This is a genomic window from Micromonospora terminaliae (assembly GCF_009671205.1).
GTDB lineage: Bacteria > Actinomycetota > Actinomycetes > Mycobacteriales > Micromonosporaceae > Micromonospora > Micromonospora terminaliae.
This window is the reverse complement of record NZ_CP045309.1, coordinates 3549709-3572675: the sequence shown is the minus strand read 5'-3', so window position 1 is coordinate 3572675 and position 22967 is coordinate 3549709. Positions and strand designations below refer to the sequence as shown.

General features: G+C 73.9%; 20 protein-coding genes. 14 read left to right on the top strand and 6 right to left on the bottom strand.

Annotated elements, in window-relative coordinates:
- Positions 1-25 precede the first annotated feature (25 nt).
- Positions 26-823 (top strand): tyrosine-protein phosphatase, encoded by a 798-nt coding sequence (locus tag GCE86_RS16130; protein ID WP_154227741.1) that lies wholly within the window; start codon positions 26-28, stop codon positions 821-823.
- A gap of 30 nt (positions 824-853) precedes the next feature.
- On the opposite strand, the gene GCE86_RS16125 is transcribed toward GCE86_RS16130, so the two are convergent.
- Entirely contained in the window at positions 854-1720 is an 867-nt protein-coding gene (locus GCE86_RS16125) for a serine hydrolase (protein ID WP_154227740.1), read from the bottom strand.
- 66 nt (positions 1721-1786) lie between these two features.
- Here GCE86_RS16125 and GCE86_RS16120 point away from each other — a divergent pair, with 66 nt between their 5' ends.
- On the top strand, positions 1787-2449 hold the full coding sequence (locus tag GCE86_RS16120; RefSeq protein WP_154227739.1) for a class I SAM-dependent methyltransferase: 663 nt from the start codon (positions 1787-1789) through the stop codon (positions 2447-2449).
- A 193-nt stretch (positions 2450-2642) separates the two neighbouring features.
- Here GCE86_RS16120 and typA read toward each other — a convergent pair whose 3' ends face one another.
- A complete protein-coding gene (gene typA / locus GCE86_RS16115; RefSeq protein WP_154227738.1) occupies positions 2643-4511 on the bottom strand; it encodes a translational GTPase TypA in 1869 nt (622 codons plus the stop codon).
- 131 nt (positions 4512-4642) lie between these two features.
- Between typA and GCE86_RS16110 the strand changes: the two genes are divergently transcribed.
- Together GCE86_RS16110 and GCE86_RS16105 are read left to right on the top strand one after the other, a co-directional pair.
- Positions 4643-6091 (top strand): DedA family protein, encoded by a 1449-nt coding sequence (locus GCE86_RS16110; protein WP_154227737.1) that lies wholly within the window; start codon positions 4643-4645, stop codon positions 6089-6091.
- A gap of 29 nt (positions 6092-6120) precedes the next feature.
- Complete coding sequence (locus tag GCE86_RS16105; protein WP_154227736.1) at positions 6121-6996, top strand: lytic transglycosylase domain-containing protein; 876 nt, start codon at positions 6121-6123, stop codon at positions 6994-6996.
- Between the two features lie 50 nt (positions 6997-7046).
- On the opposite strand, the gene GCE86_RS16100 is transcribed toward GCE86_RS16105, so the two are convergent.
- Positions 7047-9182, bottom strand: coding sequence for an MMPL family transporter (locus tag GCE86_RS16100; RefSeq protein ID WP_154227735.1), 2136 nt, complete (start codon positions 9180-9182; stop codon positions 7047-7049).
- 138 nt (positions 9183-9320) lie between these two features.
- On the opposite strand from GCE86_RS16100, the gene GCE86_RS16095 reads away from it, so the two are divergent.
- The 5 genes from GCE86_RS16095 (at position 9321) to GCE86_RS16075 (ending at position 14538) form a co-directional block, all read left to right on the top strand.
- On the top strand, positions 9321-9848 hold the full coding sequence (locus GCE86_RS16095; RefSeq protein WP_154230528.1) for a MarR family winged helix-turn-helix transcriptional regulator: 528 nt from the start codon (positions 9321-9323) through the stop codon (positions 9846-9848).
- A 2-nt stretch (positions 9849-9850) separates the two neighbouring features.
- Positions 9851-11506 (top strand): CocE/NonD family hydrolase, encoded by a 1656-nt coding sequence (locus GCE86_RS16090; protein ID WP_154227734.1) that lies wholly within the window; start codon positions 9851-9853, stop codon positions 11504-11506.
- Positions 11507-11673: 167 nt separating this feature from the next.
- Positions 11674-12582, top strand: coding sequence for a hypothetical protein (locus GCE86_RS16085; RefSeq protein ID WP_154227733.1), 909 nt, complete (start codon positions 11674-11676; stop codon positions 12580-12582).
- A gap of 103 nt (positions 12583-12685) precedes the next feature.
- On the top strand, positions 12686-13261 hold the full coding sequence (locus GCE86_RS16080) for an ArsR/SmtB family transcription factor (protein WP_154227732.1): 576 nt from the start codon (positions 12686-12688) through the stop codon (positions 13259-13261).
- Positions 13258-14538, top strand: a complete 1281-nt coding sequence (locus GCE86_RS16075) for an MFS transporter (protein ID WP_154227731.1) — start codon at positions 13258-13260, stop codon at positions 14536-14538. The genes GCE86_RS16080 and GCE86_RS16075 overlap by 4 nt, the downstream gene beginning before the upstream one ends.
- 51 nt (positions 14539-14589) lie before the next feature.
- On the opposite strand, the gene GCE86_RS16070 is transcribed toward GCE86_RS16075, so the two are convergent.
- Positions 14590-14793, bottom strand: coding sequence for a cold-shock protein (locus GCE86_RS16070; RefSeq protein ID WP_013287480.1), 204 nt, complete (start codon positions 14791-14793; stop codon positions 14590-14592).
- 168 nt (positions 14794-14961) lie between these two features.
- Here GCE86_RS16070 and GCE86_RS16065 point away from each other — a divergent pair, with 168 nt between their 5' ends.
- Positions 14962-15648: a class I SAM-dependent methyltransferase gene (locus tag GCE86_RS16065; RefSeq protein ID WP_154227730.1), complete on the top strand. Its 687-nt coding sequence runs from the start codon at positions 14962-14964 to the stop codon at positions 15646-15648.
- Between the two features lie 90 nt (positions 15649-15738).
- Positions 15739-16359 carry a DedA family protein gene (locus GCE86_RS16060; RefSeq protein ID WP_154227729.1) on the top strand — a complete coding sequence of 207 codons (621 nt, stop codon included), beginning with the start codon at positions 15739-15741 and terminating at the stop codon, positions 16357-16359.
- Between the two features lie 28 nt (positions 16360-16387).
- Here GCE86_RS16060 and GCE86_RS16055 read toward each other — a convergent pair whose 3' ends face one another.
- Both GCE86_RS16055 and GCE86_RS16050 read right to left on the bottom strand, forming a co-directional pair.
- Entirely contained in the window at positions 16388-17041 is a 654-nt protein-coding gene (locus tag GCE86_RS16055; RefSeq protein ID WP_154227728.1) for an MBL fold metallo-hydrolase, read from the bottom strand.
- 8 nt (positions 17042-17049) lie between these two features.
- Positions 17050-17766, bottom strand: a complete 717-nt coding sequence (locus GCE86_RS16050) for a maleylpyruvate isomerase family mycothiol-dependent enzyme (RefSeq protein ID WP_154227727.1) — start codon at positions 17764-17766, stop codon at positions 17050-17052.
- 234 nt (positions 17767-18000) lie between these two features.
- Here GCE86_RS16050 and rsgA point away from each other — a divergent pair, with 234 nt between their 5' ends.
- The 3 genes from rsgA to GCE86_RS16035 all read left to right on the top strand — a co-directional run bounded on the left by rsgA (position 18001) and on the right by GCE86_RS16035 (position 22886).
- On the top strand, positions 18001-19080 hold the full coding sequence (gene rsgA, locus GCE86_RS16045) for a ribosome small subunit-dependent GTPase A (RefSeq protein ID WP_154227726.1): 1080 nt from the start codon (positions 18001-18003) through the stop codon (positions 19078-19080).
- A gap of 208 nt (positions 19081-19288) precedes the next feature.
- Positions 19289-22234 carry an excinuclease ABC subunit UvrA gene (gene uvrA / locus GCE86_RS16040; protein ID WP_154227725.1) on the top strand — a complete coding sequence of 982 codons (2946 nt, stop codon included), beginning with the start codon at positions 19289-19291 and terminating at the stop codon, positions 22232-22234.
- A gap of 163 nt (positions 22235-22397) precedes the next feature.
- Positions 22398-22886: a Rieske (2Fe-2S) protein gene (locus tag GCE86_RS16035; RefSeq protein ID WP_154227724.1), complete on the top strand. Its 489-nt coding sequence runs from the start codon at positions 22398-22400 to the stop codon at positions 22884-22886.
- Positions 22887-22967 lie beyond the last annotated feature (81 nt).

Genomic DNA, 22967 nt, shown 5'->3' with positions numbered 1-22967 from the left:
GCTGACGGCGAACCGGGGAGGGCCGATGACCGGGCGGGACTGGGAGCTGGTGGGCGCGCCGAACGCCCGTGACCTGGGCGGGCTGCCCACCTCGGACGGGCGGCGGGTACGCGCGGGCCGGCTGATCCGCACGGCGGCGCTCGGCCGGCTCAGCGACGAGGACCTGCCGGTGCTGGGCAAGCTCGCCCCGGCCTGCGTGGTGGACCTGCGGCACGCCACCGAGCAGGCGGTCGCCCCGCCCGACCGCCTGGCCGGCGAGCCGCGGGTGGTGCACCTGCCGGTCTACGACGCGGCCCACCCGGTGTTCACCTACGTCTCGGCGGTGCTGCTCGGCCACGACCTCGACGCGTACGAGGAGTTGGCCCGGGACGGGATGCCGGGCGCCATGGCGGCGATCTACCGCTGGTTCGTCACCGGCGACTCGGCCCGGGAGGGCTTCGGGGCGGCGGTGCGGCTGGCCGCCGACGAGGCGAACCTGCCGCTGCTCTTCCACTGCTCGGCCGGCAAGGACCGCACCGGCTGGCTGTCGGTGGTGCTGCTCACCGCGCTCGGGGTGGACGAGCCGGCGATCCGGGCCGACTACCTGCGGCACAACGAGCTCACCGAGAGCCTGCGCGCGGTGCTGCTGGCCGCCATGACCCGCCGCCGGCCGGACCTGGACCCGGCGGTCGCCCGGCCGCTGCTGGAGGTGCGTCCGGAATACCTGGACGCCGCCTACGACGAGGTGCGCCGGGTGCACGGCACGTTCGACGCGTACCTGCGGGCCGGCCTGGGGCTCACCGACGCGACGCTGGCCGCGCTGCGCGCGAACCTGCTGGACTAGCGGTGTGGGGGCCGCCGTAGCCCCAGGCGGTCACCCGGCCAGGTCGTGCCGGGCCGCCCAGACCGCCGCGGAGACGTGGGCGATGAGGCGGCAGGCGTCGTCCTCGTCCTCCTCGCCGCTCGGGCCGCCGTCGGCCAGGTCGGTGGTGGTGCAGACCACGACGGCGTACGGCGGGGCGTCGTCCGGGAAGACCACGCCGGCGCCGTGGCGGACGCCGCGTACCCAGCCGTTCTTGTGCGCGATGCGGGTGCCCTCGGGCAGCCCGGCGGCGAGGTCCTCGCGGTGCTCCTGGGCGAACAGCACGTCGAGCATGGCCGCACAGCCGGCCGGCGAGGCGAGCGGCCCGGGCTCGCGGGCGCCCCGGGCCAGGCCGCCGAGCAGGGCGGCCAGGTCGGCGGCGGTGACCAGGTTGTCGATGCCGGCGTCGCGGGCCGCGAAGTCCTCGATGCCCCGGCCGGTGACGCTGTGCCGGGCGCCGGCCAGCGTCCACGCCTCGGCCACGGCGGGCAGCCCGACGTGGGCGATGCAGAGGTTGGTGGCCAGGTTGCTGGAGCGGACGATCATCCGTTCGGCCAGCCAGCGCAGGGGCGCCTCGCCGCCCACCCGCGCCCAGACCGCGTCGTCGTTGTCGTAGTGCTGCGCGTTGGTGAACCGGGGCGTGCCGGGCAGGGCGGAGTCGAAGCTGTTGCGCACGGGGACGGGCGCGTCCAGGTCCAGCCGGCCCGCCTCGGCGGTGCGGTGCAGCGCCACCAGCACGGCGACCTTCATGGTGCTGGCCGCGTAGTGGGTGGCGTCGGCGTGCCGGGTCCAGGTGGGCGGGGCGCCGAGCCGCCCCACGTACGCGGAGACGGTGCCGGGCACCGTGTCCAGGTGCGCGTCGAGGTTCTCCCAGGTCATGCCGGTGACCGTAGCGGATCATCGCCGGGGCTGCGGTGCGGGCCGGGCGGGGTCTAGCGTGCGGAGATGACGACCGCCGCGTACGACGCCATCGCCGACTGGTACGACGACTACGTGACGACCACCGCCACCGACTACAGCGAACGGGTCCGGGCGGTGCTGGCCGAGTTGCTCGGGCCGGGGCCCGGGCGCTGCCTCGACCTGTGCTGCGGCACGGGGGCGCACGCCGCCGAGCTGCGCCGGCTGGGCTGGCAGCCGATCGGGGTGGACCTGTCGGGCGGGCAACTGCGTCATGCGCGGACGCGGCTCCCGGTGGCCCGGGCCGACGCGACCGCGCTGCCCCTGCCGGACGGCGTGCTGCCGGCCGTGGCCTGCGTGCTCGCCCACACCGACATGCCGGACTACCCGGCGGCGATCGCCGAGGCGGCCCGGGTGCTGGCACCCGGCGGGCGGCTGGTCCACATCGGTGTGCACCCCTGCTTCGTGGGCGCCTTCGCGGACCGCTCGGAGCCCGGCCGGATCCTGCTGGACGAGGGCTACGCCGAGCGGGACCGCAGCTTCCGGTCCTGGAACTCCGTCGGCGTCCGCGCCCGGGTGGGCGCCTGGCACGTGCCGCTGGCCGACCTGCTCGACGCGGTACCGTCCGCCGGCCTCACCCTGACCGCCGTCCGGGAGTCGGGCTCCGGCCCGATCCCCGACATCCTGGCCCTCCAGGCCACCAAACCCTGACCCTGCCCCTGCCCCGGCCCCCTGCCGCCTACCCCCGCCGCCGGGCGTCCTCGACGCGTTGATCATGAGGTTAGCGGCGATGTCGATCTCCAATACTGCCGCTAACTCCATGATCGCCGGCGCGGGGCGGGTCGGGAAAGGGTGGAGCCCGGTCCGCTGGGAGGCGGGCCGGGCTCCGGGGGTGGCTGGTTCGTCAGCCGGCGTGCTTGCGGCGGGCGGCCATGCGGCCGCGCTGGGTCTGGTCCAGCACCACCTTGCGGATGCGCACCGCGGCCGGGGTCACCTCGACGCACTCGTCCTCGCGGCAGAACTCGAGGGCCTGCTCCAGCGACAGCTTGCGCGGCGGGATCAGCTTCTCGGTCTCGTCCGCGGTCGACGACCGCATGTTGGTGAGCTTCTTCTCCTTGGTGATGTTGACGTCCATGTCGTCGGAGCGGGAGTTCTCACCGACGATCATGCCCTCGTACACCTCGGTGCCCGGCTCGACGAAGAGCTGGCCGCGCTCCTGGAGGTTGGTCATGGCGAACGCGGTGACCGAGCCGGAGCGGTCGGCGACCAGCGAGCCGTTCTGGCGGGTGCGCAGCTCACCGAACCACGGCTCGTACGACTCGAAGACGTGGTGCAGGATGCCGGTGCCGCGGGTCTCGGTGAGGAACTCGGTGCGGAAGCCGATGAGGCCGCGCGCCGGGACCAGCCACTCCATCCGGATCCAGCCGGTGCCGTGGTTGACCAGCTGCTCCATCCGGCCCTTGCGGGTGGCGAGGAGCTGGGTGATCGCGCCCAGGTACTCCTCCGGGGCGTCGATGGTCAGCCGCTCGACCGGCTCGCAGGTCTTTCCGTCGATCTCCTTGGTGACGACCTGCGGCTTGCCGACGGTGAGCTCGTAGGACTCGCGGCGCATCTGCTCGACCAGGATGGCCAGGGCCAGCTCACCGCGGCCCTGCACCTCCCAGGCGTCCGGCCGCTCGGTGGGCAGCACCCGCAGCGACACGTTGCCGACCAGCTCCTTGTCGAGCCGGTCCTTGACCATGCGGGCGGTGACCTTGGCGCCCTTGACCCGGCCGACCAGCGGCGAGGTGTTGGTGCCGATGGTCATCGAGATGGCCGGCTCGTCGACGGTGATCAGCGGCAGCGGGACCGGGTTCTCGGCGTCGGCGAGGGTCTCGCCGATCATGATCTCCGGGATGCCGGCGACGGCGATGATGTCGCCCGGGCCGGCGCTCTCGGCGGGCTTGCGCTCCAGGCCCTCGGTCATGAGCAGCTCGGAGATGCGGACCCGCTGGCTGCTGCCGTCGGTGCGGCACCAGGTGACGGACTGGCCCTTGCTGATGGTGCCCTGGCGGACCCGGCACAGCGCGAGCCGGCCCAGGAACGGCGAGGCGTCGAGGTTGGTGACGTGCGCCTGCAGCGGCGCGTCCTCCTCGTACGCGGGGGCCGGGATGGTGTCCAGCAGGGTGCGGAACAGCGGCTCCAGGTTGTGGCTGTCGTCCGGCACCGCGCCGTCGGCCGGCTGGGTCAGCGAGGCGATGCCGTCGCGGGCGCAGGCGTAGACGATCGGGAAGTCGATCTGCTCCTCGTCGGCGTCCAGGTCGAGGAAGAGCTCGTAGGTGTCGTCCACGACCTCCTTGATCCGGGCGTCGGGACGGTCCACCTTGTTGATCACCAGGATGATCGGCAGCCGGGCGCGCAGCGCCTTGCGGAGCACGAACCGGGTCTGCGGCAGCGGGCCCTCGCTGGCGTCGACCAGCAGCACCACACCGTCGACCATGGTGAGGCCGCGCTCGACCTCGCCGCCGAAGTCGGCGTGCCCCGGGGTGTCGATGATGTTGATCGTCACCGCCTCGGAGCCGTCCGCCGGCAGGTAGCGCACGCCGGTGTTCTTGGCGAGGATGGTGATGCCCTTCTCCCGCTCGAGGTCCATCGAGTCCATGACCCGCTCGGTGTCCTCACCACGGGCGCCGTAGGCGCCGGCCTGCCGCAACATGGCGTCGACCAGGGTCGTCTTGCCGTGGTCGACGTGGGCGATGATGGCGACGTTGCGGAGGTCGGTGCGTAGCTGCATACCCTCCATACTCCTGTCTGCGGTTGCCGGGGCACGCCTCGGGGTCACCCCGAGATGGCCCGGATCTCTGCGGAAAGTGCTGTCCCGACCGTTCCAGCGACTGGCATGCTGGCTCCCGTGCGGGGGACCGGATGCCTGACCTGCTGAACTGGCTGCAGGAGCTGCCGCCTCTGCTGATCTACCTGGTCGCAGCGACGATCGTGGCGGGCGAGACCGCGGTGATCTTCGGACTGCTGGTGCCGGGTGAGGCGACCCTGTTGCTGGTCGGCTTCTTAGCCTACGCGGGGACGCTGCGGATTATTCCGGCGCTGCTGGCCATGACCGCTGCCGCCGTGATCGGAGACACACTCGCCTATCGCGCCGGCCGGCGGTACGGGCCGAGACTGCGTGCCTCCGGCCTCGGTGCCCGGATCGGGCCGCAGCGGTGGCGGCGGGCCGACTCGCTGCTCGACCGGCTCGGCGGCCGGGGCGTGCTGGCGGCCCGCTGGGTGGCGTTCGCGCGCACCCTGGCGCCCCGGCTGGCCGGCGCGGCCGGGCTGCCCTACCGGCGGTTCGCCCCATGGAACCTGGCCGGGGTGGTGAGCTGGGTCGGCGCCTCCGTGCTGGTCGGCTACGCCGCCGGCGAATCCTACGAGCGGGTGTCCCGGTTCCTGGGCCGGGCCACCGGCGCGGTGCTCGTGCTGCTGGTCTGCCTCCTCGGGGTGGTGCTCGCCGGCCGCTGGCTGGGCCGCAACCCGGACCCGGTGCGCGCGCTGGCCGCCCGGGCCGCCGCCCTGCCGCCGCTGCGCTGGCTGCGCGCCCGCTACGGGGTGCTGTTCTTCCTGGTCGCCATGCGGTTCGGTCCGGCCGGAACGCTGCTGATCAACCTGGCCGCCGGCCTGTTGCTGCTGTTCGCCGCCGGGCTGGCCGTCGCGGCGGTGCTGGAGGCGGTGGTCCGCCACAGCGGGCTCGGCGTGCTGGACGGGATCGTCGCCGACTGGTTCGCCGCGCGGCATACCCCCGGGGTGGCCGACACGGCGCTGGCCGCGGTGTCGGTGCTGCGCGGCTGGGTGCTGATCACCGCGGTGGCCCTCGTGGCGGCGGTGGTGGCCTGGCGGAACCGGCCCTGGCGGGCCGACCTGCTCGGCGTGCTCGGCACGGTGGGGGCGTTCGTGCCGCTGGTGGTGCTGGTCCTGGTCGCCGGCCTGACCGGGCCGGGCGGCCCGGACGCCGCCCCGGACCTGCGGCCCACCCAGACCGCGGTGGTCACGGCGAGTTTCGGCACCCTCGCGTGGCTGCTGTCCCGGGGCGCCCGCTGGCCGGTGGCGGTCGCCGTCTGGACGGGCGCGCTGGCCGGCGTGGTCGCCGTCACCGGCGCCCGGCTCTACCTGGGGTGGAGCACGGCCAGCGGCACCGCCACGTCGGTGCTGCTCGGTGCGGCCTGGGTCACCGTCTTCGTGGTCGCCTGGGCCACCCGTGACCACGCGGTCGGGGAGGCGCCGACCGGCGCGGACGGACCGGCCACAGGGGACGGACCGCCGCGGCCGCGGGGCTCCCGGCCGGCGTCGCGGGTACCCCGCAGGCCGGTGGATCCCTGCTAGGGTGCGGCGGACGACCACGGGGAGAGCAGATGCGTCGAGGAGCTGGCCGCTGGGCCACGGCGGCGGTCGCCGCGTTACTGGCGGCGACTGTGGTGACCGGATGCGGTGGCGAGAAGCCGACCCGCGAGGTGGCGGTCGAGTTGCCCAGCGAGGCGCCCGTCGAGGCACCCGCTGACGAGCCCGCCGACCTGCCGAGCGACGAACCGCCGGCGGTCGCCGCGATGGGCGCGAAGCCCAGCGCGAAGCCCAGCCCGAGCGCGTCGCCGAAGCCGAAGCCCAAGCCGACCCGCACCACCACCGGTCCGCTGGCCAAGCCGAAGCCGCCCACCGAGACCCAGGTGCCGCCGCCCCCGCCGAAGCCGCCGGCGAGCGGTTGCGAGCCGAGCTACCGGGGCACCCAGGCGACCCGCAGCCAGGTGAAGTCGGCGCTGTCCGATGCGGCGGCACGCACCTACTGGCCCACCTCCGCGCCGGACATCAAGATCCCGCTGACCCTCATGAAGGCGACCGCCTGGCAGGAGAGCGGCTGGCAGTCCAACATCGTGGCCTGCGACGGTGGGATCGGGCTCATGCAGGTCATGCCGGCCACCGCCGACTGGATGAACCAGCGGTTCGGCCAGTCGTACGACATCGACGCCTACCGCGACAACGCCTTCCTCGGCGGCACCTACCTGGCGTGGCTCACCAAGTACATCGGGGACATGTACTTCGAGTCGGACTACCGGCTCGACGCCTCGCTCTGCACCTCGGAGCTGAACTCCTGCCTGCTGAACGCCGTGATCGCGGCGTACAACTACGGGCACGGCGCGGTGGCCCGCGAGGGCGAGCCCCTGGCCATCCCCAACCCGCAGTACGTCCGTAACGTGCGGGCGCTGATGACCGAGTGCGTGTGCCTGACCTACTGACCTGACGCGGCGGGGCCCCGGCGGATGATCGCCGGGGCCCCGCCCTCGTCTCAGTCCCGCGCGCCGGCCGGCGCTGCGGGCGCCGTGGGCGCCTGCGCCGGTGCGTCGGGTTCGGAGGCGATCCGCCCCGGCCACCAGAACCGGTCGCCGAGCGTGAACGCCAGCGCCGGCACCAGCACGGTGCGGACCAGCAGCGTGTCCAGCAGGACGCCGACGCAGACGATGATCCCGATCTGGGTGAGGGTGATCAGCGGCAGCACGCCGAGCACCGCGAAGACCGCGGCGAGCAGCACGCCCGCGCTCGTGATGACGCCGCCGGTGACCCGTAGCGCGGAGAGCATGCCGTCGCGGGTGCCGCTGGGCCGGGCGTCCTCCCGGGCGCGGGTGACCAGGAAGATGTTGTAGTCGACGCCGAGCGCCACGAGGAAGACGAACGCGAGCAGCAGCACCCCGCTGTCCAGCGCCGGGAAGTCCAGCACGTGGTCGAAGAGCAGCCAGGCAGCGCCGAGGCTGGCGAAGAACGAGGCGATCACGGTCAGCACCAGCAGCAGCGGCGCCAGGAGCCCGCGCAGCAGCAGCACCAGCACCGCCCCGATGAGCAGCAGGATGAGCGGCAGGATCAGCTGGAGGTCCTTGGTGTTGGCCTCGTTCGAGTCGTAGGTCGCGGCGACCGGGCCACCGACCAGTGCGCCGTCGGGGGCGTCCGCGCCGTCCACGGTGGGCGGCGCGGAATCCGGTACGGCGGCCACGGCGTCGCGCAGCGCCACCACGGCCCGGTCGGAGGCGGCGCTGCCGGGCTCGGCGGTGAGCACCACGTCGATCTGGGCGACCCGGTCTCCGGCGGCGCCGGGACGGGCCGAGGCGACCCCGTCGACGTGGCTGGCGGCGGCGAGGACCGCGGGGGCGGCCTGCGGATTGGTGAGCACCGCCACGGGCCGGGTGCTGCCGGCCGGGAACGCCCGCGCGAGCGTCTCCGCCCCGGCCACCGCCTCGGGCTTCTCGCTGAACTGCTCGGTCTCGGAGAGGCCGGTGCGGATGCCCAGGCCGCCGAGGGCGAGGCCGGCGAGCAGCAGGACGGCGAGCGCGGCGACCGGCAGCGGTCGGCGGACGACCAGCTCGCCCAGGCGGCCCCAGATCCGTCCCTCGCGGGCGGCGCTGCCGACGCGGGGGATGAACGGCCAGAACAGGCGCCGGCCGAACAGCAGCAGGGCGGCGGGGAGCACGAACAGGGCGGAGAGCATGGCGAGGATCACCCCGGTGGCGCAGGCCAGGGCGAGCGCCCGGTTGGTCTCCTGCTCGGAGAGCAGCAGGGTGAGTACGCCGAGGACGACCGTGCTGCCGCTCGCCAGGATCGGCTCGGCGGTGCGGCGCAGCGCGGAACGCATGGCGGCGAACCTGTCCTCCTCCCGGCGCAGTTCCTCGCGGTAGCGCGCGATGAGCAGCAGGGCGTAGTTGGTCGCGGCGCCGAACACCAGCACACTGGCGATGCCGGTCACCTGCCCGCTGGGCAGGTAGATGCCGAAGGCGGGCACGAGGGACTCCACCACGCGCAGCGTGATCTGCTCGGTGGCGCCCACCACCAGCAGCGGTACGAGCCACAGGAACGGGCTGCGGTAGGTGACCAGCAGCAGCACCGCCACCACGGCGGCGGTGACCAGCAGCAGCGTCGTGTCCGCGCCCTCGAACACCTTGCCGAGGTCGGCGGTGAACGCCGGGCTGCCGGTGACCTCGACGGTCAGCTCAGCGGGCAGGTCGCCGACCGCCTCGCGGAGCTTCTCCACCTCGTCGACCACGGCCCGTGGGCTGCCCTCGGTGGACAGCGGCACCGCGACGAGCGCCACGGTGCCGTCCGGGGAGACCTGTGCGGGGGAGGCCCGCCCGCCGGCGGCGAGCGAGCTCAGTTCGCCCGCGAGCCCGTCGAGCACACCCCGGTCCGCGCCGCTGAGCGGAGCCTGGTCGGCGCGGCTCACCACCACCAGGGCGGTCTGGGAGTCCTTGGAGGGCAACTGGTCCCGCAGCCGTTCGACCTGCGTCGACTGCCATTTCACGGACAGGCCGGTGTCGGAGACGGGATCGGGATTGTCCGGTTTCGGCAGCCCGAAGGCGACCACGCCGACGACGAGCGCGGCGGCCAGGGTGAGCCAGGCGGCGAGCCGGCCCCGGACGACGCGGGCGAACACTGACATCGAATGCCCTCACATGAATGGTCGTGGAGATTCTCATCGGACGAGTATCTTGATGAGCGAGATTATCCGGGGTGGCTCTATGCTGCAACCGGACCGGTTGGGGCAAGGGGGTGGCGGCGAGACGTGGGCGCGCAGAGCATGTACCGGCGACGGGACGACCCGCGCGGGCGGATGATCGCGGACATCACCAACGACCTGCGCCGCTACTCGGCCGACGCGGAGCACATCGGGCACGCGTTCGCCGGCCTGCACGGGCTCAACGCCACCGACCTGCACGCCCTCATCGCCGTCATGGACGCCGAACTGCTCGGTGACCCGATCACCCCCGGCCGGCTGGGGGAGGCGCTCAACCTCTCCTCCGGTTCGGTCACCGCGCTCGTCGACCGGCTGGAGCGGGGCGGGCACATCCGGCGTGACCGGGACACCGCCGACCGGCGCAAGATCCTCCTGCACTACGCCGACCGGGGCGCCACCCTGGCCCGCAGCTTCTTCGGCCCGCTCGGCCGGCGCACCGACGAGGTCATGGACCGGTTCAGCGACGAGGAACTGGCCGTCGTGCACCGGTTCATGGCCGAGATGGTGGTCTCGATGCGCGAGCACCGCGACGCCGTGCGCGCGGCCCGGGGCGAGCCCCGCCGGGGGGCGCCGGACCGCGACGCGGACTGAGCGTGCGGCGCTTCGTCACCCGGCCCGCCGCGGCGGTCCTGCGGCTGCCGGCCGCCCGGACCGGGCGGGTCACGGTCACCCGGGACCTGCCCGTCCGGGTCCGCGACGGGGTGACGCTGCGCACCGACCACTACGCGCCCGACCTGCCCGGCGCGCCCTGCGTGCTGATCCGCACCCCGTACGGGCGGGGCGGGCCGGTCCGGCTGCTCGGCCGCCTCGTCGCCGAGCGCGGCTACCACGTGGTGATCCAGTCCTGCCGCGGCACGTACGGCTCCGGCGGCGAGTTCGCCCCGCTGGTGCACGAGCGCGACGACGGCCTGGACACCCTCGACTGGCTGCGCCGGCAGCCCTGGTGGACCGGCGCGTTCGGCATGTTCGGCGCCAGCTACCAGGGGTTCGTGCAGTGGGCGGTCGCCGCCGAGGCCGCCGACGAGCTGCGCGCCATGGTCGCCGTGGTCACCGCCTCGGCCACCCGGGACTCCACGTACGCGGGCGAGTCGTTCGCGCTGGACACGGTGCTCACCTGGGCGGAGCTGCTCCAGGCGCAGACCGTGCCCTGGCTGGCCCGGCAGTGGGAGCTCAAGCGCGGGCAGCCCCGGCTCACCCGGGCGCTGGCCCACCTGCCGCTGGCCGAGGCGGACCGGATCGCCACCGGGGTGACGGTGCCGTTCTTTCAGGAGTGGTTGCGCCATCACACCCCGGACGCCGACTACTGGCGGACCCGGATCTTCGGCGACCGGATCGCCGAGGTCCGCGCGCCGGTGGCGATGGTGAGCGGCTGGCAGGACATCTTCCTCCCCGCCCAGCTCGACGACTACGCCCGGCTCCGGGCGGCCGGCGCCCGGCCCCGGCTGACGATCGGGCCGTGGACCCACGGCAGCCCCGGGCTGCTCGCGGCGGCCCTGCGCGAAGGGCTCGCCTGGCTCGACGAGCACCTGGCCGGGCGCCCGGCGCCGGGCCGCGCGCCGGTGCGGGTGCACGTCGGCGGGCGCGGCGGCGGCTGGCGTGACCTGCCCGACTGGCCCCCACCCGCCGAGCCGGTCCGCTGGCACCTGCACGCCGGCGGCGCGCTCGCCCCCGCACCGCCGGCCGCGTCCGCACCGGACCGGATCTTCTACGACCCGGCCGATCCCACGCCGTCGCTGGGCGGCCCGCTGCTGGTGGCCCAGCGGGCGGGCGCCGTGGACAACCGGCCGGTGGAGGCGCGGCCGGACGTGCTCACGTACACCAGCGCGCCGCTGGCCGCGCCCGTCGAGGTGATCGGCCCGGTGCACGCCGAGATCCAGGTCCGCAGCGAGCTGTCCTACCTGGACGTCTTCGTCCGGCTCTGCGACGTGGACCGGCGCGGGCGGTCCTGGAACGTCTGCGACGGGCTGGTCCGGGTCGCGCCCGGGCGCTTCGCGCGCGACGCGTCCGGTGTGGTCCGGGTGCCGGTCACCCTGTGGCCGGCCGCGCACCGCTTCGCGCCCGGGCATCGGCTCCGTGTCCAGGTCTCCGGCGGCGCCCACCCGCGCTACGCCCGGAATCCCGGCACCGGCGAACCGCTCGGCACCGCCGTTACTCTTCGTGCTGGCTGGCGGGAAATCCTGCACGATCCCGAGCATCCTTCGGCTGTGGTGCTGCCGCTCGTGCCGGTGCCGTCCACCGTCGGCCGATAGTTCCAGATAGTGCTCTGAGCTGGGCATTCAGCGCCAGCTGTGGATATCCTCAGGGCAAGTGCCCGGTGCCGTGCAGCTATCCGGTGAGGGTGCGTCCCCGGATCGAGCGCGCTCACGCGTGGTGATTGTCGTGCCCTCGCCGGCCATCGATCCGGAGGGGAGATCCCATGACGTCGGCCCCGGCGAACCTGTTGGCGGTCCGCAATCTGTTGCTCACCCATCTCAACGTCGACAAGAGCACCGTACGCAGCCAGGATCTGGAGCCGGCCGAGGTCGGCATCGTGGGCGACCCCAGCCACCGCGGCGGCTACCACTGCGGGTCCGACCGGGTGGTGCCCCGGGACTACTCGGTGGTGGAGTCCACCCGGGACTCCTCCGGGCTGACCCTGCACGCCTCGGCGCTGGACGTCGGGATGTTCTCGGTCTCGTCCGGTGGCGCCACCCACGACCTGCGTACCTTCTCCACCTGGTTCGTGTCCCAGTGCGCGGCCGGCGCCGCGGACGCCCGGGACATCCGGGAGATCATCTACTCCCCGGACGGCCGGACGGTGAAGCGCTGGGACCGGCTGGGCAAGCGGACCACCGGGGACAGCAGCCACCTGTTCCACACGCACTTCAGCTTCTTCCGCGACTCCACCAAGGCGGGCCGGGACCAGACCCCGCTGTTCCGTCGCTACCTGACCGCGATCGGCCTGATCGCCCCAGTGAAACCGGAGACCGGCATGGAACAGACCGACAAGCTCATCAACGACACCGGATACCCGAATCGAACGGTCGGCAACGTCCTGGCCGACCTGGAGAACCTGCGCAACTGGCTGATCTCCCCGGTCGGCACCACCGGCCTGGTCGGCCCGCCCCAGGCGAACTCGCCGCTGCAGCAGATGCTTGCCATGGCGCGGGCCTGGCCGGCGCTCGTGGCGCAGGTCAACGCGCTGTCCAACCGCGACTTCACCGACGAGCAGGAGATCGTCACCGGGGTCCTCGCCGGGCTGCCGCCGGAGAAGATCGCCGAGGCGATCCCGCCGCAGATCGCCCGGGACGTCGCCGACGAGCTGTCCCGGCGGCTGACCGCCTGACCGGGCCCGGCCCCGCGGCGAGTGCCGCGCCGCGGTCCCGGGCGCGAAAGGAAATCGGCAACAGCTGTTGCGCAAGAGCTCTTGCCAATGTCAGGCTGTCGCCATGGAGAAGCCCACCGTCCGGCATGTCACCGACTCCCGCGTCCTCGCGGCGCTCGCGCATCCGCTGCGGCGCCGACTCATGGACGTCTTCAAGGTGTACGGCCCGAGCACCGTCGGCCAGCTCGCCGAGCGCACCGGCCAGGCGCCGGCCAACGTCAGCCACCACCTCAAGGTGCTGGCCGCCGCCGACCTGGTGCTGGAGGCGCCCGAACTCGCCCGGGACCGCCGGGAACGCTGGTGGCGGCTCCGCGACCGGGCGGTCCGCTGGTCCAACACCGAGTTCGACGCCGACCCCGCCGCCCGGGCGGTGGCCGACGCGGCCAGCTCGCTGAACCTCGACCGGCACGTCGCCCTCGTCCGGGCCTGGCACGCCGCCCCCGACGAGGCCCACGCCGCCTGGGCGGACGGCCCGTTCAGCACCGACAAGTGGCTGCGGTTGACCCCGTCGGAGCTGGCCCGGCTCAGCCGCGAGATCACCGAACTCCTCGACCGCTGGGCCGATCGTCCCGTCCCCGACGACGGGCAGCGGCGCGAGCCGGTCTTCCTGTTCGCCCACGGCGTCCCGGGCCAGCCGTGACCGCTCCGGTCCGCACGGCCGCGCCGGCCGCCGCCCCCCGGCCGCGCGGCGGCCTGGTCCGGCACCGCGACTTCCGGCTGCTCTGGGCCGGACAGACGGTCAGCGCCGTCGGCAGCAACGTCACCGCCGTGGCCCTGCCGCTGGTCGCGGTGGCGGTGCTCGACGCCACCACGTTCCAGGTGGCGGTGCTCACGGCCGCGGCCTGGCTGCCCTGGCTGCTGGCCGGCCTGCCCGCCGGCGCCTGGGTCGACCGGGTCCGCCGGCGCCCCGTGATGATCGCCGCCGACCTGGTCTCGGCGGCGCTGTTCGCCAGCGTCCCGGTGGCCGCCCTGCTCGACGTGCTCACGGTCGGCCAGCTCCTGGTCGTCGCCCTCGGCGCGGGGCTGGCCCGGGTGTTCTTCGAGACCGCCGACCAGGTCTACCTGCCCACCCTGCTGCGTCCCGAACAGGTGCCGGAGGGCAACGCCAAGCTGCACGCCACGCAGACCGCGAGCTACCTCGTCGGCCCCGGGCTGGCCGGTCTCATCGCCCAGCTCGCCGGCGCGGTGACCGCGGTCCTGCTCGACGCGATCAGCTTCCTGGTCTCCGCGGTGTGCCTGAGCCGGATCCGGGCGGTCGAACCCCGCCCCGAACGTCCCGGCGGGCCGCCCTCACTGCGCCGGGAGGTGGCCGACGGCTTGCGCTTCGTGATCCGCGACCCGTACCTGCGGGTGCTGACCGTCTTCGGCGCGGCCAGCAACATCGGGCTCAGCGGCTACCAGGCGGTGCTCGTGGTGTTCCTGGTCCGCTCCGCCGGGCTGCCCGCCGGGCTCGTCGGGCTCCTGATCGGGCTGGCCAGCGTGGGCGGGCTCCTGGGCGCCGCCCTGGCCACCGGGCTCGCCCGGCGGCTCGGCTCGGCCCGCGCCCTGCTCGTGGCGGGCGCGCTCACCGGACCGCCGGCGCTGCTCATCCCGCTGGCCGGCCCCGGCGGCCGGGTCGCCTGGCTGGTGCTCGGCGGCGCGCTGGTCAGTTTGGGCGTCGCGGTGGGCAACGTGGTGAAGGGCAGCTTCCGGCAGACGTACACGCCGCACGGGCTGCTCGGGCGGGTGACCGTGAGCATGCAGCTGCTGAACTACGGCACCATCCCGCTGGCCGCCCTGCTGGCCGGTGCGCTGGGTGCCGCGTGGGGACCGGCCGGGGCGATGCGGGTCATGACGGCGTGGCTCGCGCTGACCCCGCTCATCCTGCTGGCGGGACCGCTGCGGCGGCGCCGTGACCTGCCGGCCGCACCGGCCTGAGAATGCGCTGCGGCGGCGGTCGGACCACCGACCGCCGCCACCGGCACGAAGCTACATCGGACGGACGTTGTCCGCCTGCGGACCCTTCTGCCCCTGGGTCACCTCGAACTCGACCTTCTGGCCCTCGTTCAGCTCGCGGTAGCCGCTGGATTGGATGGCCGAGTAGTGGACGAACACGTCCGGCCCTCCGCCGTCCTGCTCGATGAAGCCGAAGCCCTTTTCCGAGTTGAACCACTTGACCGTGCCGGTTGCCATGCGTCTCTCCCTGTTCAATGCGGGTGAGCACCGGTCGCGGCCGGTGATCGCCCTGTACCTTCCCGACAGTAACCGCCCGAACCGTCATTCGCTGGCGGAAGTGCCGGTGTGGCCCACGAATACGCCGGCAGGCGGGAAAAATCCCTCCGGCGCGGGGCGGCGAGGGGCATGCTTGCCCCGGTGAAGACAACCACGCCGCTGGCCGACCTGGAACGGGAGATCGCGGCGCCCGGCGACGGGCTCGACCGGCTCCGGCTGGTCGACGCGCCGTACGTGCCGGAGGTACGCCTGCACCTCGCCGAGGACGCCATCCTCTGGTGGGCCCGGATGGAGGCGGCCGCCGGCCAGTCGCTGCCGCCCCCGTACTGGGCCTCGGTCTGGGCCGGCGGGCAGGCGCTCGCCCGGCACCTGCTCGACCACCCCGAGCTCGCCGCCGGGCGGCGGGTGCTCGACCTGGCCGCCGGCTCCGGGCTGGTCGCCATCGCCGCCGCGCTGGCCGGCGCCGACCGCGTGGTCGCCAACGACGTCGACCCCTGGGCGGTGGCGGCCGTGACGGTCAACGCCCGGGCCAACCGGGTCACCGTGGCCGCCACCGGCGACGACCTGCTCGACGGCACCGCCAGCGCCGACCTGGTGCTGGCCGGGGACGTCCTCTATGACGCGGCGCTGGCCGCGCGGGTGCTGCCCTACCTGCAACGGGCCGCCGACCGGGGGGTCCAGGTGCTCGTCGGCGACCCGGACCGGGGACACCTGCCGCCGGACCGGCTGGAGCTGGTGGCGGCCTACCCGGTGCCCGTCACCGAACCCTCGGTCGACTCCCCGGTCCGCCGGGTCCAGGTGCTCCGCCCCCGCTGACCCCTCAGGGTTCATCCCTAGCCGGACTCGGGGACCGATGGGTGATCAAACCGGATGTGCCGGGCCGCCGCGGTCCCTAGCGTACGGAGCATGACGGATCTGCTGGCCCAGGTCGGGGAGCTGCCCACCACCCTGCTGATGGGGATGCTCGGCATGGTGATGCTCGCCGACGCCGTACCCCTGCTCGGGGTTCTGGTGCCCGGCGACGCCGCGGTCCTCGCCGCGGTCGGCGCGGGCCGGCCGGCGACCGGCCTGGCGACCGTCGTGGCCGTGGTGGCGGGCTGCCTCGCCGGGTGGTCGTTGAGCTTCCTGGCCGGGCGGCGCTGGGGTGAGCGGCTGCGGCACAGCCGGCTGGGCGACTGGATCGGCGAGCCGCGCTGGGCGGCGGCCGAGGCGCTGCTGTGCCGCGGCGGCGGGCGGATGGTGCTGGTGGCGCCGTTCCTGCCGGTGTTCAACGCGCTGCTGCCGCTGGCCGCCGGGGGCCTGCGGATGTCCTACCGGAGGTTCGCGGTCTGCGCGACGGCCGGCGCGACGCTCTGGGCCGGCCTCTACGTGACCCTCGGCATCACGGCGCGGGCGCTGACCGGGCTGCTGCCCGGTGCGCCCAACCCGACGGTCCTCACCATGGCGGTCGGCCTGTTGCTCGCCGGCCCGGTGCTGCTCGGCACCCGGCACCGGCTCCGCGCGGTGACCGCCGCGGACGCCGGCTGAGCGGGCCGGTCGGGCCGGCCCGCCGCGCTCACCAGCCGCGGGCCCGCCACTGCGGCAGCGCCGGGCGCTCCGCGCCGAGGGTGCTGTCCTTGCCGTGGCCCGGGTAGAACCACGTCTCGTCCGGCAGCCGGTCGAAGAGCTTCCGCTCGACGTCGTCGATGAGCTGGCCGAACCGGTCCGGGTCCTTCTCGGTGTTGCCGACCCCGCCGGGGAACAGCGAGTCGCCGGTGAACAGGTGCGGCACGCCGGACGGGTCGCGGTAGAGGAGCGCGATCGAGCCGGGCGTGTGGCCCTTGAGGTGGATCACCTCCAGCGCGCAGTCACCGACCGGGACCGTGTCGCCCTCGTGCAGCGGCTCGGCGTCGATCGGCAGCCCCTCGGCGTCGTCGGCGTGCACCAGCGGGCGGGCGCCGGTCTTGGCGACCACCTCCTCCAGGGCGACCCAGTGGTCCATGTGCCGGTGCGTCGTGACGACCGCGGCCAGCCCGCCGTCGCCGACCAGGTCGAGCAGGCGGGGCGCCTCGTTCGCCGCGTCGATCAGCACCTGCTCGCCGGTCTCCCGGCAGCGCAGCAGGTAGGCGTTGTTGTCCATCGGTCCCACCGACACCTTGGTGATGGTGAGCTTGTCGAGCTCGCGTACGGCCGGCGCACCGCCGGGCGTGACGTCTCCGCTGTAGGTCATGACGGGGTTCAGATCCATTCCGGTGGAGTCGGCAGGGGGCCGTCGGGAGTGACGGTGAGCGTGTCGCCCGCGCTGCGGCCGGTCAGCCAGGCGGCGAGTTCCGGCGCGGGACCGGTGATCGTGGGCGCCCCCTCGGGATCGCCCACGACGAGTTCGTGCCGGACGCCGTCGAAGCGCAGCACCATGGCCGGCGCGTCCGGGTTGCCGGCCAGGCCGGCGGCCACCTCGTGCAGCAGCCGCTGGGCGAACGCGTCCGGCCAGTCGGCCGGCCGGTAGCCGGCGCCCAGGTCGACGTGGTGCACCTCGACCTCGCGCAGCCGCCCCCAGACCAGCATGGCCGCCGGCCACGGGCCACGCCGGGTCTGCACGGTGGCCCCCCAGGCCTCCACCGGCATCTCGGCGACCGCCGCCGTGAACCGCTGCGAGCTGTGGCGCAGGTCGTCCATGAGGTCCGCCGGCCCCCGGCCGGCGCCCGCCTCGATGTCGGCGGTCCGGGCCTCGGGGCTGGCGTACATCGGGATCGCCTCGCCGGTGCGGGCGGCGGTCAGCAGGTTGACGAACGCGTCGGCGTTGCGGGCCAGGTGGGTCAGGACGTGTGCGCGCGTCCAGCCCGGCAGCAGGGACGGCGCGGCGATGTCGGCGGCGCCCAGGGTGGTCACGGTACGCAGCAACCGGCCGGTCGCCTCGTCCAGCTCGCCGGTCAGCAGGAGGGGGTCGCTCGTCACGTCTTGGACCCTAGCGGTACGTCGGCGTCGCGTCGCCGGGGAAATGGCTTTCGGCGCGTCGGCGTACCCCCTACCGTCGGGGCCGACGGCATCGGGTCGCGGCGCGCCGTTCGGACGCGCCGGGGCCGCCGTCGCCGTAGGACGCGGGCACCGGGAGTCGGAGCGGAGGTGGTGAGCATGCCGGTCGCAGCACGCGTGTTCCGCCATGAACCCCCTCGACACCGATGAGGACACATGACCATCGATCTGACCGCCCTCGGCTGGGACGCCGACCGGGCGGCGTACCTGAATCCACGCCTTGACCGCCGGCCGGGCCGGGTGGCCCGCGTCGACCGCGGGGTCTGCACCGTCCTCCGCCCGGAGGGGCCCGTCCGGGCCAGCCTGGGCGGCGCCGTGCTGGCCGCCGCTGCCCGGGACCTGACCGCGCTGCCCTGTGCCGGCGACTGGGTGCTGCTCGCCACCTGGCCGGACGGGCCGGTCACGGTGGAGACCGTGCTGCCCCGCCGTACCGCGCTCATCCGGCGCACCGCCGGCAAGGACGCCAGCGGCCAGGTGCTGGCCGCCAACCTCGACGCCGCCGCGGTGGTCGAACCGGTGCACCCGGAGCCGGACGCCGCCCGCATCGAGCGGCTGCTCTCCCTGGCGCACGAGTCCGGCGCCGAGCCGCTCGTCGTGCTCACCAAGGCCGACCTGGCCGCCGACCCGGCGGCCGTGGCCCGGCAGCTCGCCGCACTGGCGCCGGGTGTGCCGGTGCTGCCGGTCAGCGCCGAGCGCGGCACCGGGCTGGACCCGCTGCGCCGGTACGTCGCCCCGGGGCGCACCCTCGGCCTGCTCGGGCCCTCCGGCGCGGGCAAGTCGAGCCTGGTCAACGCCCTGGCCGGGGCCGACGTGATGCGCACCCAGGCGATCCGGCGGTCCGACGGCAAGGGCCGGCACACCACCACCTGGCGGGCGCTGGTGCCGATCCCCGGCGGGGGAGCCGTGCTGGACACCCCGGGCGTGCGGGCGGTCGGCCTGCTGGACGGCTCGGCCGGCCTGGACCGGGCGTTCGCCGACATCGCCGAGCTGGCGGCCGGCTGCCGGTACGCCGACTGCGCCCACGAGGCCGAGCCGGCCTGCGCGGTGCGGGAGGCCCTGGACAGCGGCGAGCTGCCCGTGCGGCGCTGGGAGAACTGGCGCCGGCTCCAGCGCGAGGTGGCGTACGAGACCCGGCGCCGGGAGGTGCGGCTGGCCGCCGAGCGCCGGGGGAGCTGGCGCGGCGGCCGGCGCCGGACCGGGCGTCCGGCGACCCCGCCCGGACCCGGGGGACTCTAGGGGGTGCCGGTGCGGCCGGGTGGGCCGCGCCGGTGCCCGCCCGACCGTGCTGACCTGGGGGAATGTCCGCCCGACGGAAGTTGTCATACCTCGGGGCTAGAGTTGCCGAGGCGTCTTCCCTGCGCCTCGACAACCCTCGAAAACCGCTCAGACCTCGTGTCGAGCGGACAGATCCGCCTCACATTCTTCTTCCGGGAGCACACGCACCGTGGCCGACCGACTGATCATCCGTGGCGCGCGCGAGCACAACCTGCGTGACGTCAGTCTCGACCTGCCCCGGGACGCCCTGATCGTCTTCACCGGGCTCTCCGGTTCGGGCAAGTCGAGCCTGGCGTTCGACACCATCTTCGCCGAGGGCCAGCGCCGCTACGTCGAGTCGCTCTCGTCGTACGCCCGGCAGTTCCTCGGCCAGATGGACAAGCCCGACGTCGACTTCATCGAGGGCCTCAGCCCCGCGGTCTCCATCGACCAGAAGTCCACCTCGCGCAACCCGCGCTCCACCGTCGGCACCATCACCGAGGTCTACGACTACCTCCGCCTGCTCTTCGCCCGCATCGGCGAGCCGCACTGCCCGATCTGCGGCGAGCGCATCTCCAAGCAGAGCCCCCAGCAGATCGTCGACCGGGTGCTGGCCATGGCCGAGGGCACCCGGTTCATGGTGCTCGCCCCGGTCGTGCGCGGCCGCAAGGGCGAATACGTCGACCTCTTCGCCGAGCTCCAGGCCAAGGGTTACGCCCGGGCCCGGGTCGACGGCGTGGTGCACCCGCTCACCGAGCCGCCGAAGCTCAAGAAGCAGGAGAAGCACACCATCGAGGTGGTCATCGACCGGCTCAGCGTCAAGCCCAGCGCGAAGCAGCGGCTGACCGACTCGGTCGAGGCGGCGCTCGGCCTCTCCGGCGGCCTGGTGCTGCTCGACTTCGTCGACCTGGCCGAGGACGACCCGGGCCGGGAGCGCCGCTACTCCGAGCACCTGGCCTGCCCCAACGACCACCCCCTGGCGATCGAGGACCTGGAGCCCCGGGTCTTCTCCTTCAACGCGCCCTACGGCGCCTGCCCCGAGTGCACCGGCCTGGGCACCAAGAAGGAGGTCGACCCGGAGCTGGTGATCCCCGACCCGGAGCGCACCCTGCGCGAGGGCGCCATCCAGCCCTGGGCCACCGGGCACAACCTCGAATACTTCCTGCGCCTGCTGGAGGCGCTCGGCGAGGCCGAGCACTTCGACATCGACACCCCGTGGCGGGCGCTGCCGTCCCGGGCGCAGAAGACGATCCTGCACGGCTCCGACGACCAGGTGCACGTCCGCTACCGCAACAAGTACGGCCGCGAGCGCTCCTACTACACCGGCTTCGAGGGCGTGGTGCAGTGGATCGAGCGCCGGCACACCGACACCGAGTCGGAGTGGTCGCGGGACAAGTACGAGGGCTACATGCGCGACGTGCCCTGCGCGGCCTGCGGCGGCACCCGGCTCAAGCCCGAGGTGCTCGCGGTCACCCTGGCCGGCAAGAGCATCGCCGAGGTCTGCAACCTGTCCGTCGGCGAGGCGGCCGACCTGCTCGCCGGCATCGAGCTGAGCGACCGGCAGAAGATGATCGCCGAGCGGGTGCTCAAGGAGATCAACGCCCGGCTGAAGTTCCTGCTCGACGTCGGGCTCGACTACCTTTCGCTCGACCGGCCGGCCGGCACCCTCTCCGGTGGCGAGGCGCAGCGCATCCGGCTCGCCACCCAGATCGGTTCCGGCCTGGTCGGCGTGCTCTACGTGCTGGACGAGCCCTCCATCGGCCTGCATCAGCGCGACAACCACCGGCTGATCGAGACCCTGCTGCGGCTGCGCGGGCTGGGCAACACCCTGATCGTGGTCGAGCACGACGAGGACACCATCCGGGTCGCCGACTGGATCGTCGACATCGGCCCGGGCGCCGGCGAGCACGGCGGCAAGATCGTGCACAGCGGGTCCGTGCCGGCTCTGCTGGAGAACGAGGAGTCGGTCACCGGGGCGTACCTGTCGGGGCGCAAGCAGATCCCCACGCCGGTCATCCGCCGGCCGCAGACCCCGGGCCGCGAGCTGGTGGTGCACGGCGCGCGCGAGCACAACCTGCGCAACCTCACCGTGGCCTTCCCGCTCGGCCAGCTCATCGCGGTCACCGGCGTCAGCGGCTCCGGCAAGTCGACCCTGGTCAACGACATCCTGCACGCGGTGCTGGCCAACCAGATCAACGGCGCCCGGCTGGTCCCCGGCCGGCACACCCGCGTCACCGGGCTGGAGCACGTCGACAAGGTCGTCGGCGTCGACCAGTCGCCGATCGGCCGCACCCCGCGCTCCAACCCGGCCACCTACACCGGGGTCTGGGACCACATCCGCAAGCTCTTCGCCGAGACCACGGAGGCCAAGGTCCGGGGGTACGGGCCGGGCCGGTTCTCGTTCAACGTGAAGGGCGGCCGCTGCGAGGCCTGCTCCGGTGACGGCACGATCAAGATCGAGATGAACTTCCTCCCGGACGTCTACGTCCCCTGCGAGGTCTGCAAGGGCGCCCGCTACAACCGGGAGACCCTGGAGGTGCACTACAAGGGCAAGACGGTCGCCGAGGTCCTGGACATGCCGATCGAGGAGGCGGCCGAGTTCTTCTCCGCCATCCCGGCCATCCACCGGCACCTCAAGACCCTGGTCGACGTCGGCCTGGGCTACGTGCGCCTCGGCCAGCCCGCGCCGACCCTGTCCGGTGGCGAGGCGCAGCGCGTCAAGCTCGCCTCCGAGCTGCAGAAGCGTTCCACCGGCCGGACGGTCTACGTGCTCGACGAGCCCACCACCGGCCTGCACTTCGAGGACATCCGCAAGCTGCTCATGGTGCTCGAGGGCCTGGTCGAGAAGGGCAACACGGTGATCACCATCGAGCACAACCTCGACGTGATCAAGTCCGCCGACTGGATCATCGACATGGGCCCGGAGGGCGGGCACCGGGGCGGCACGGTGCTCGCCACCGGCACGCCGGAGGAGGTCGCCGAGGTGCCGGAGAGCCACACCGGCCAGTTCCTGCGGCCCATCCTCAAGCTCGACGGCGCGGCCAAGGGCGCGAAGGCGGCCACCACCCGGGCGGCCAAGGCCAACGGCGGCGCGGTGAAGGCCCGCACCCGGAAGGTGCCGGCCGGGGCGCGCTGACCGAGGCGTACGACGGGCGGGCCGGGACGATCCGGCCCGCCCGATCTCTGCTCGGATATCCGTTTGGTGACGTGTGAGTATGAACCGTGGGGCACCCTGGTCCGTGTTCCGAAGTGTGGCCACGGATCACGACGGGTGGCGACAGCCGAGAGAAAGGCCGGACATGAGTGATGATCAGCTGCTGACCGGGCCGGGTACGCAGACGCGCCGCGCCCTGCTCGCGGGCGCCGGCGCGGTCGGCGCGGCCGTGGTGCTGGCGGGCTGCGGCGGTGACGACGACTCCGGCTCGGGTGCCCCCGCCCCGACCAGCGGCGGCCCGGGCGCCACCGGAGCCGGCGACGCCGAGGGCGGCGACCGGGACAGCACCGGCCCGCTGGCCCGCACCACCGACATCCCGGTCGGCGGCGGCGCGGTGTTCGCCAGCCAGGGCGTCGTGATCACCCAGCCCGAGGCCGGCCAGTTCAAGGCCTTCGACCCGATCTGCACCCACCAGGGCTGCCCGGTGTCGAACGTCGACGGCGGCACCATCAACTGCACCTGCCACAACAGCCGGTTCTCGATCACCGACGGCTCCGTGAAGCAGGGCCCGGCGACCAAGCCGCTCGCGCCCAAGAACATCAAGGTCACCGGCGAGCAGATCACCCTGGCCTGACCGTGCCGGTGCGTCCCCCGCCCGCCACGGTGGCGGGGGACGCGCGGCGACGGCCGGGTGTCGGGGGTGCGGACTAGGCTT

What these genes read in the sequence shown, in the direction of transcription:
- GCE86_RS16095 (WP_154230528.1), top strand. Translation starts at nt 9,321, where the DNA reads ATGTACCGGCGACGGGACGACCCGCGCGGGCGGATGATCGCGGACATC.
- GCE86_RS16130 (WP_154227741.1), top strand. Translation starts at nt 26, where the DNA reads ATGACCGGGCGGGACTGGGAGCTGGTGGGCGCGCCGAACGCCCGTGAC.
- rsgA (WP_154227726.1), top strand. Translation starts at nt 18,001, where the DNA reads ATGACCATCGATCTGACCGCCCTCGGCTGGGACGCCGACCGGGCGGCG.
- GCE86_RS16035 (WP_154227724.1), top strand. Translation starts at nt 22,398, where the DNA reads ATGAGTGATGATCAGCTGCTGACCGGGCCGGGTACGCAGACGCGCCGC.
- GCE86_RS16110 (WP_154227737.1), top strand. Translation starts at nt 4,643, where the DNA reads ATGCCTGACCTGCTGAACTGGCTGCAGGAGCTGCCGCCTCTGCTGATC.
- GCE86_RS16060 (WP_154227729.1), top strand. Translation starts at nt 15,739, where the DNA reads ATGACGGATCTGCTGGCCCAGGTCGGGGAGCTGCCCACCACCCTGCTG.
- GCE86_RS16055 (WP_154227728.1), bottom strand. Translation starts at nt 17,041, where the DNA reads ATGACCTACAGCGGAGACGTCACGCCCGGCGGTGCGCCGGCCGTACGC.
- GCE86_RS16065 (WP_154227730.1), top strand. Translation starts at nt 14,962, where the DNA reads ATGCTTGCCCCGGTGAAGACAACCACGCCGCTGGCCGACCTGGAACGG.
- GCE86_RS16100 (WP_154227735.1), bottom strand. Translation starts at nt 9,182, where the DNA reads ATGTCAGTGTTCGCCCGCGTCGTCCGGGGCCGGCTCGCCGCCTGGCTC.
- GCE86_RS16120 (WP_154227739.1), top strand. Translation starts at nt 1,787, where the DNA reads ATGACGACCGCCGCGTACGACGCCATCGCCGACTGGTACGACGACTAC.
- GCE86_RS16105 (WP_154227736.1), top strand. Translation starts at nt 6,121, where the DNA reads ATGCGTCGAGGAGCTGGCCGCTGGGCCACGGCGGCGGTCGCCGCGTTA.
- GCE86_RS16125 (WP_154227740.1), bottom strand. Translation starts at nt 1,720, where the DNA reads ATGACCTGGGAGAACCTCGACGCGCACCTGGACACGGTGCCCGGCACC.
- GCE86_RS16085 (WP_154227733.1), top strand. Translation starts at nt 11,674, where the DNA reads ATGACGTCGGCCCCGGCGAACCTGTTGGCGGTCCGCAATCTGTTGCTC.
- GCE86_RS16070 (WP_013287480.1), bottom strand. Translation starts at nt 14,793, where the DNA reads ATGGCAACCGGCACGGTCAAGTGGTTCAACTCGGAAAAGGGCTTCGGC.
- GCE86_RS16080 (WP_154227732.1), top strand. Translation starts at nt 12,686, where the DNA reads ATGGAGAAGCCCACCGTCCGGCATGTCACCGACTCCCGCGTCCTCGCG.
- typA (WP_154227738.1), bottom strand. Translation starts at nt 4,511, where the DNA reads ATGCAGCTACGCACCGACCTCCGCAACGTCGCCATCATCGCCCACGTC.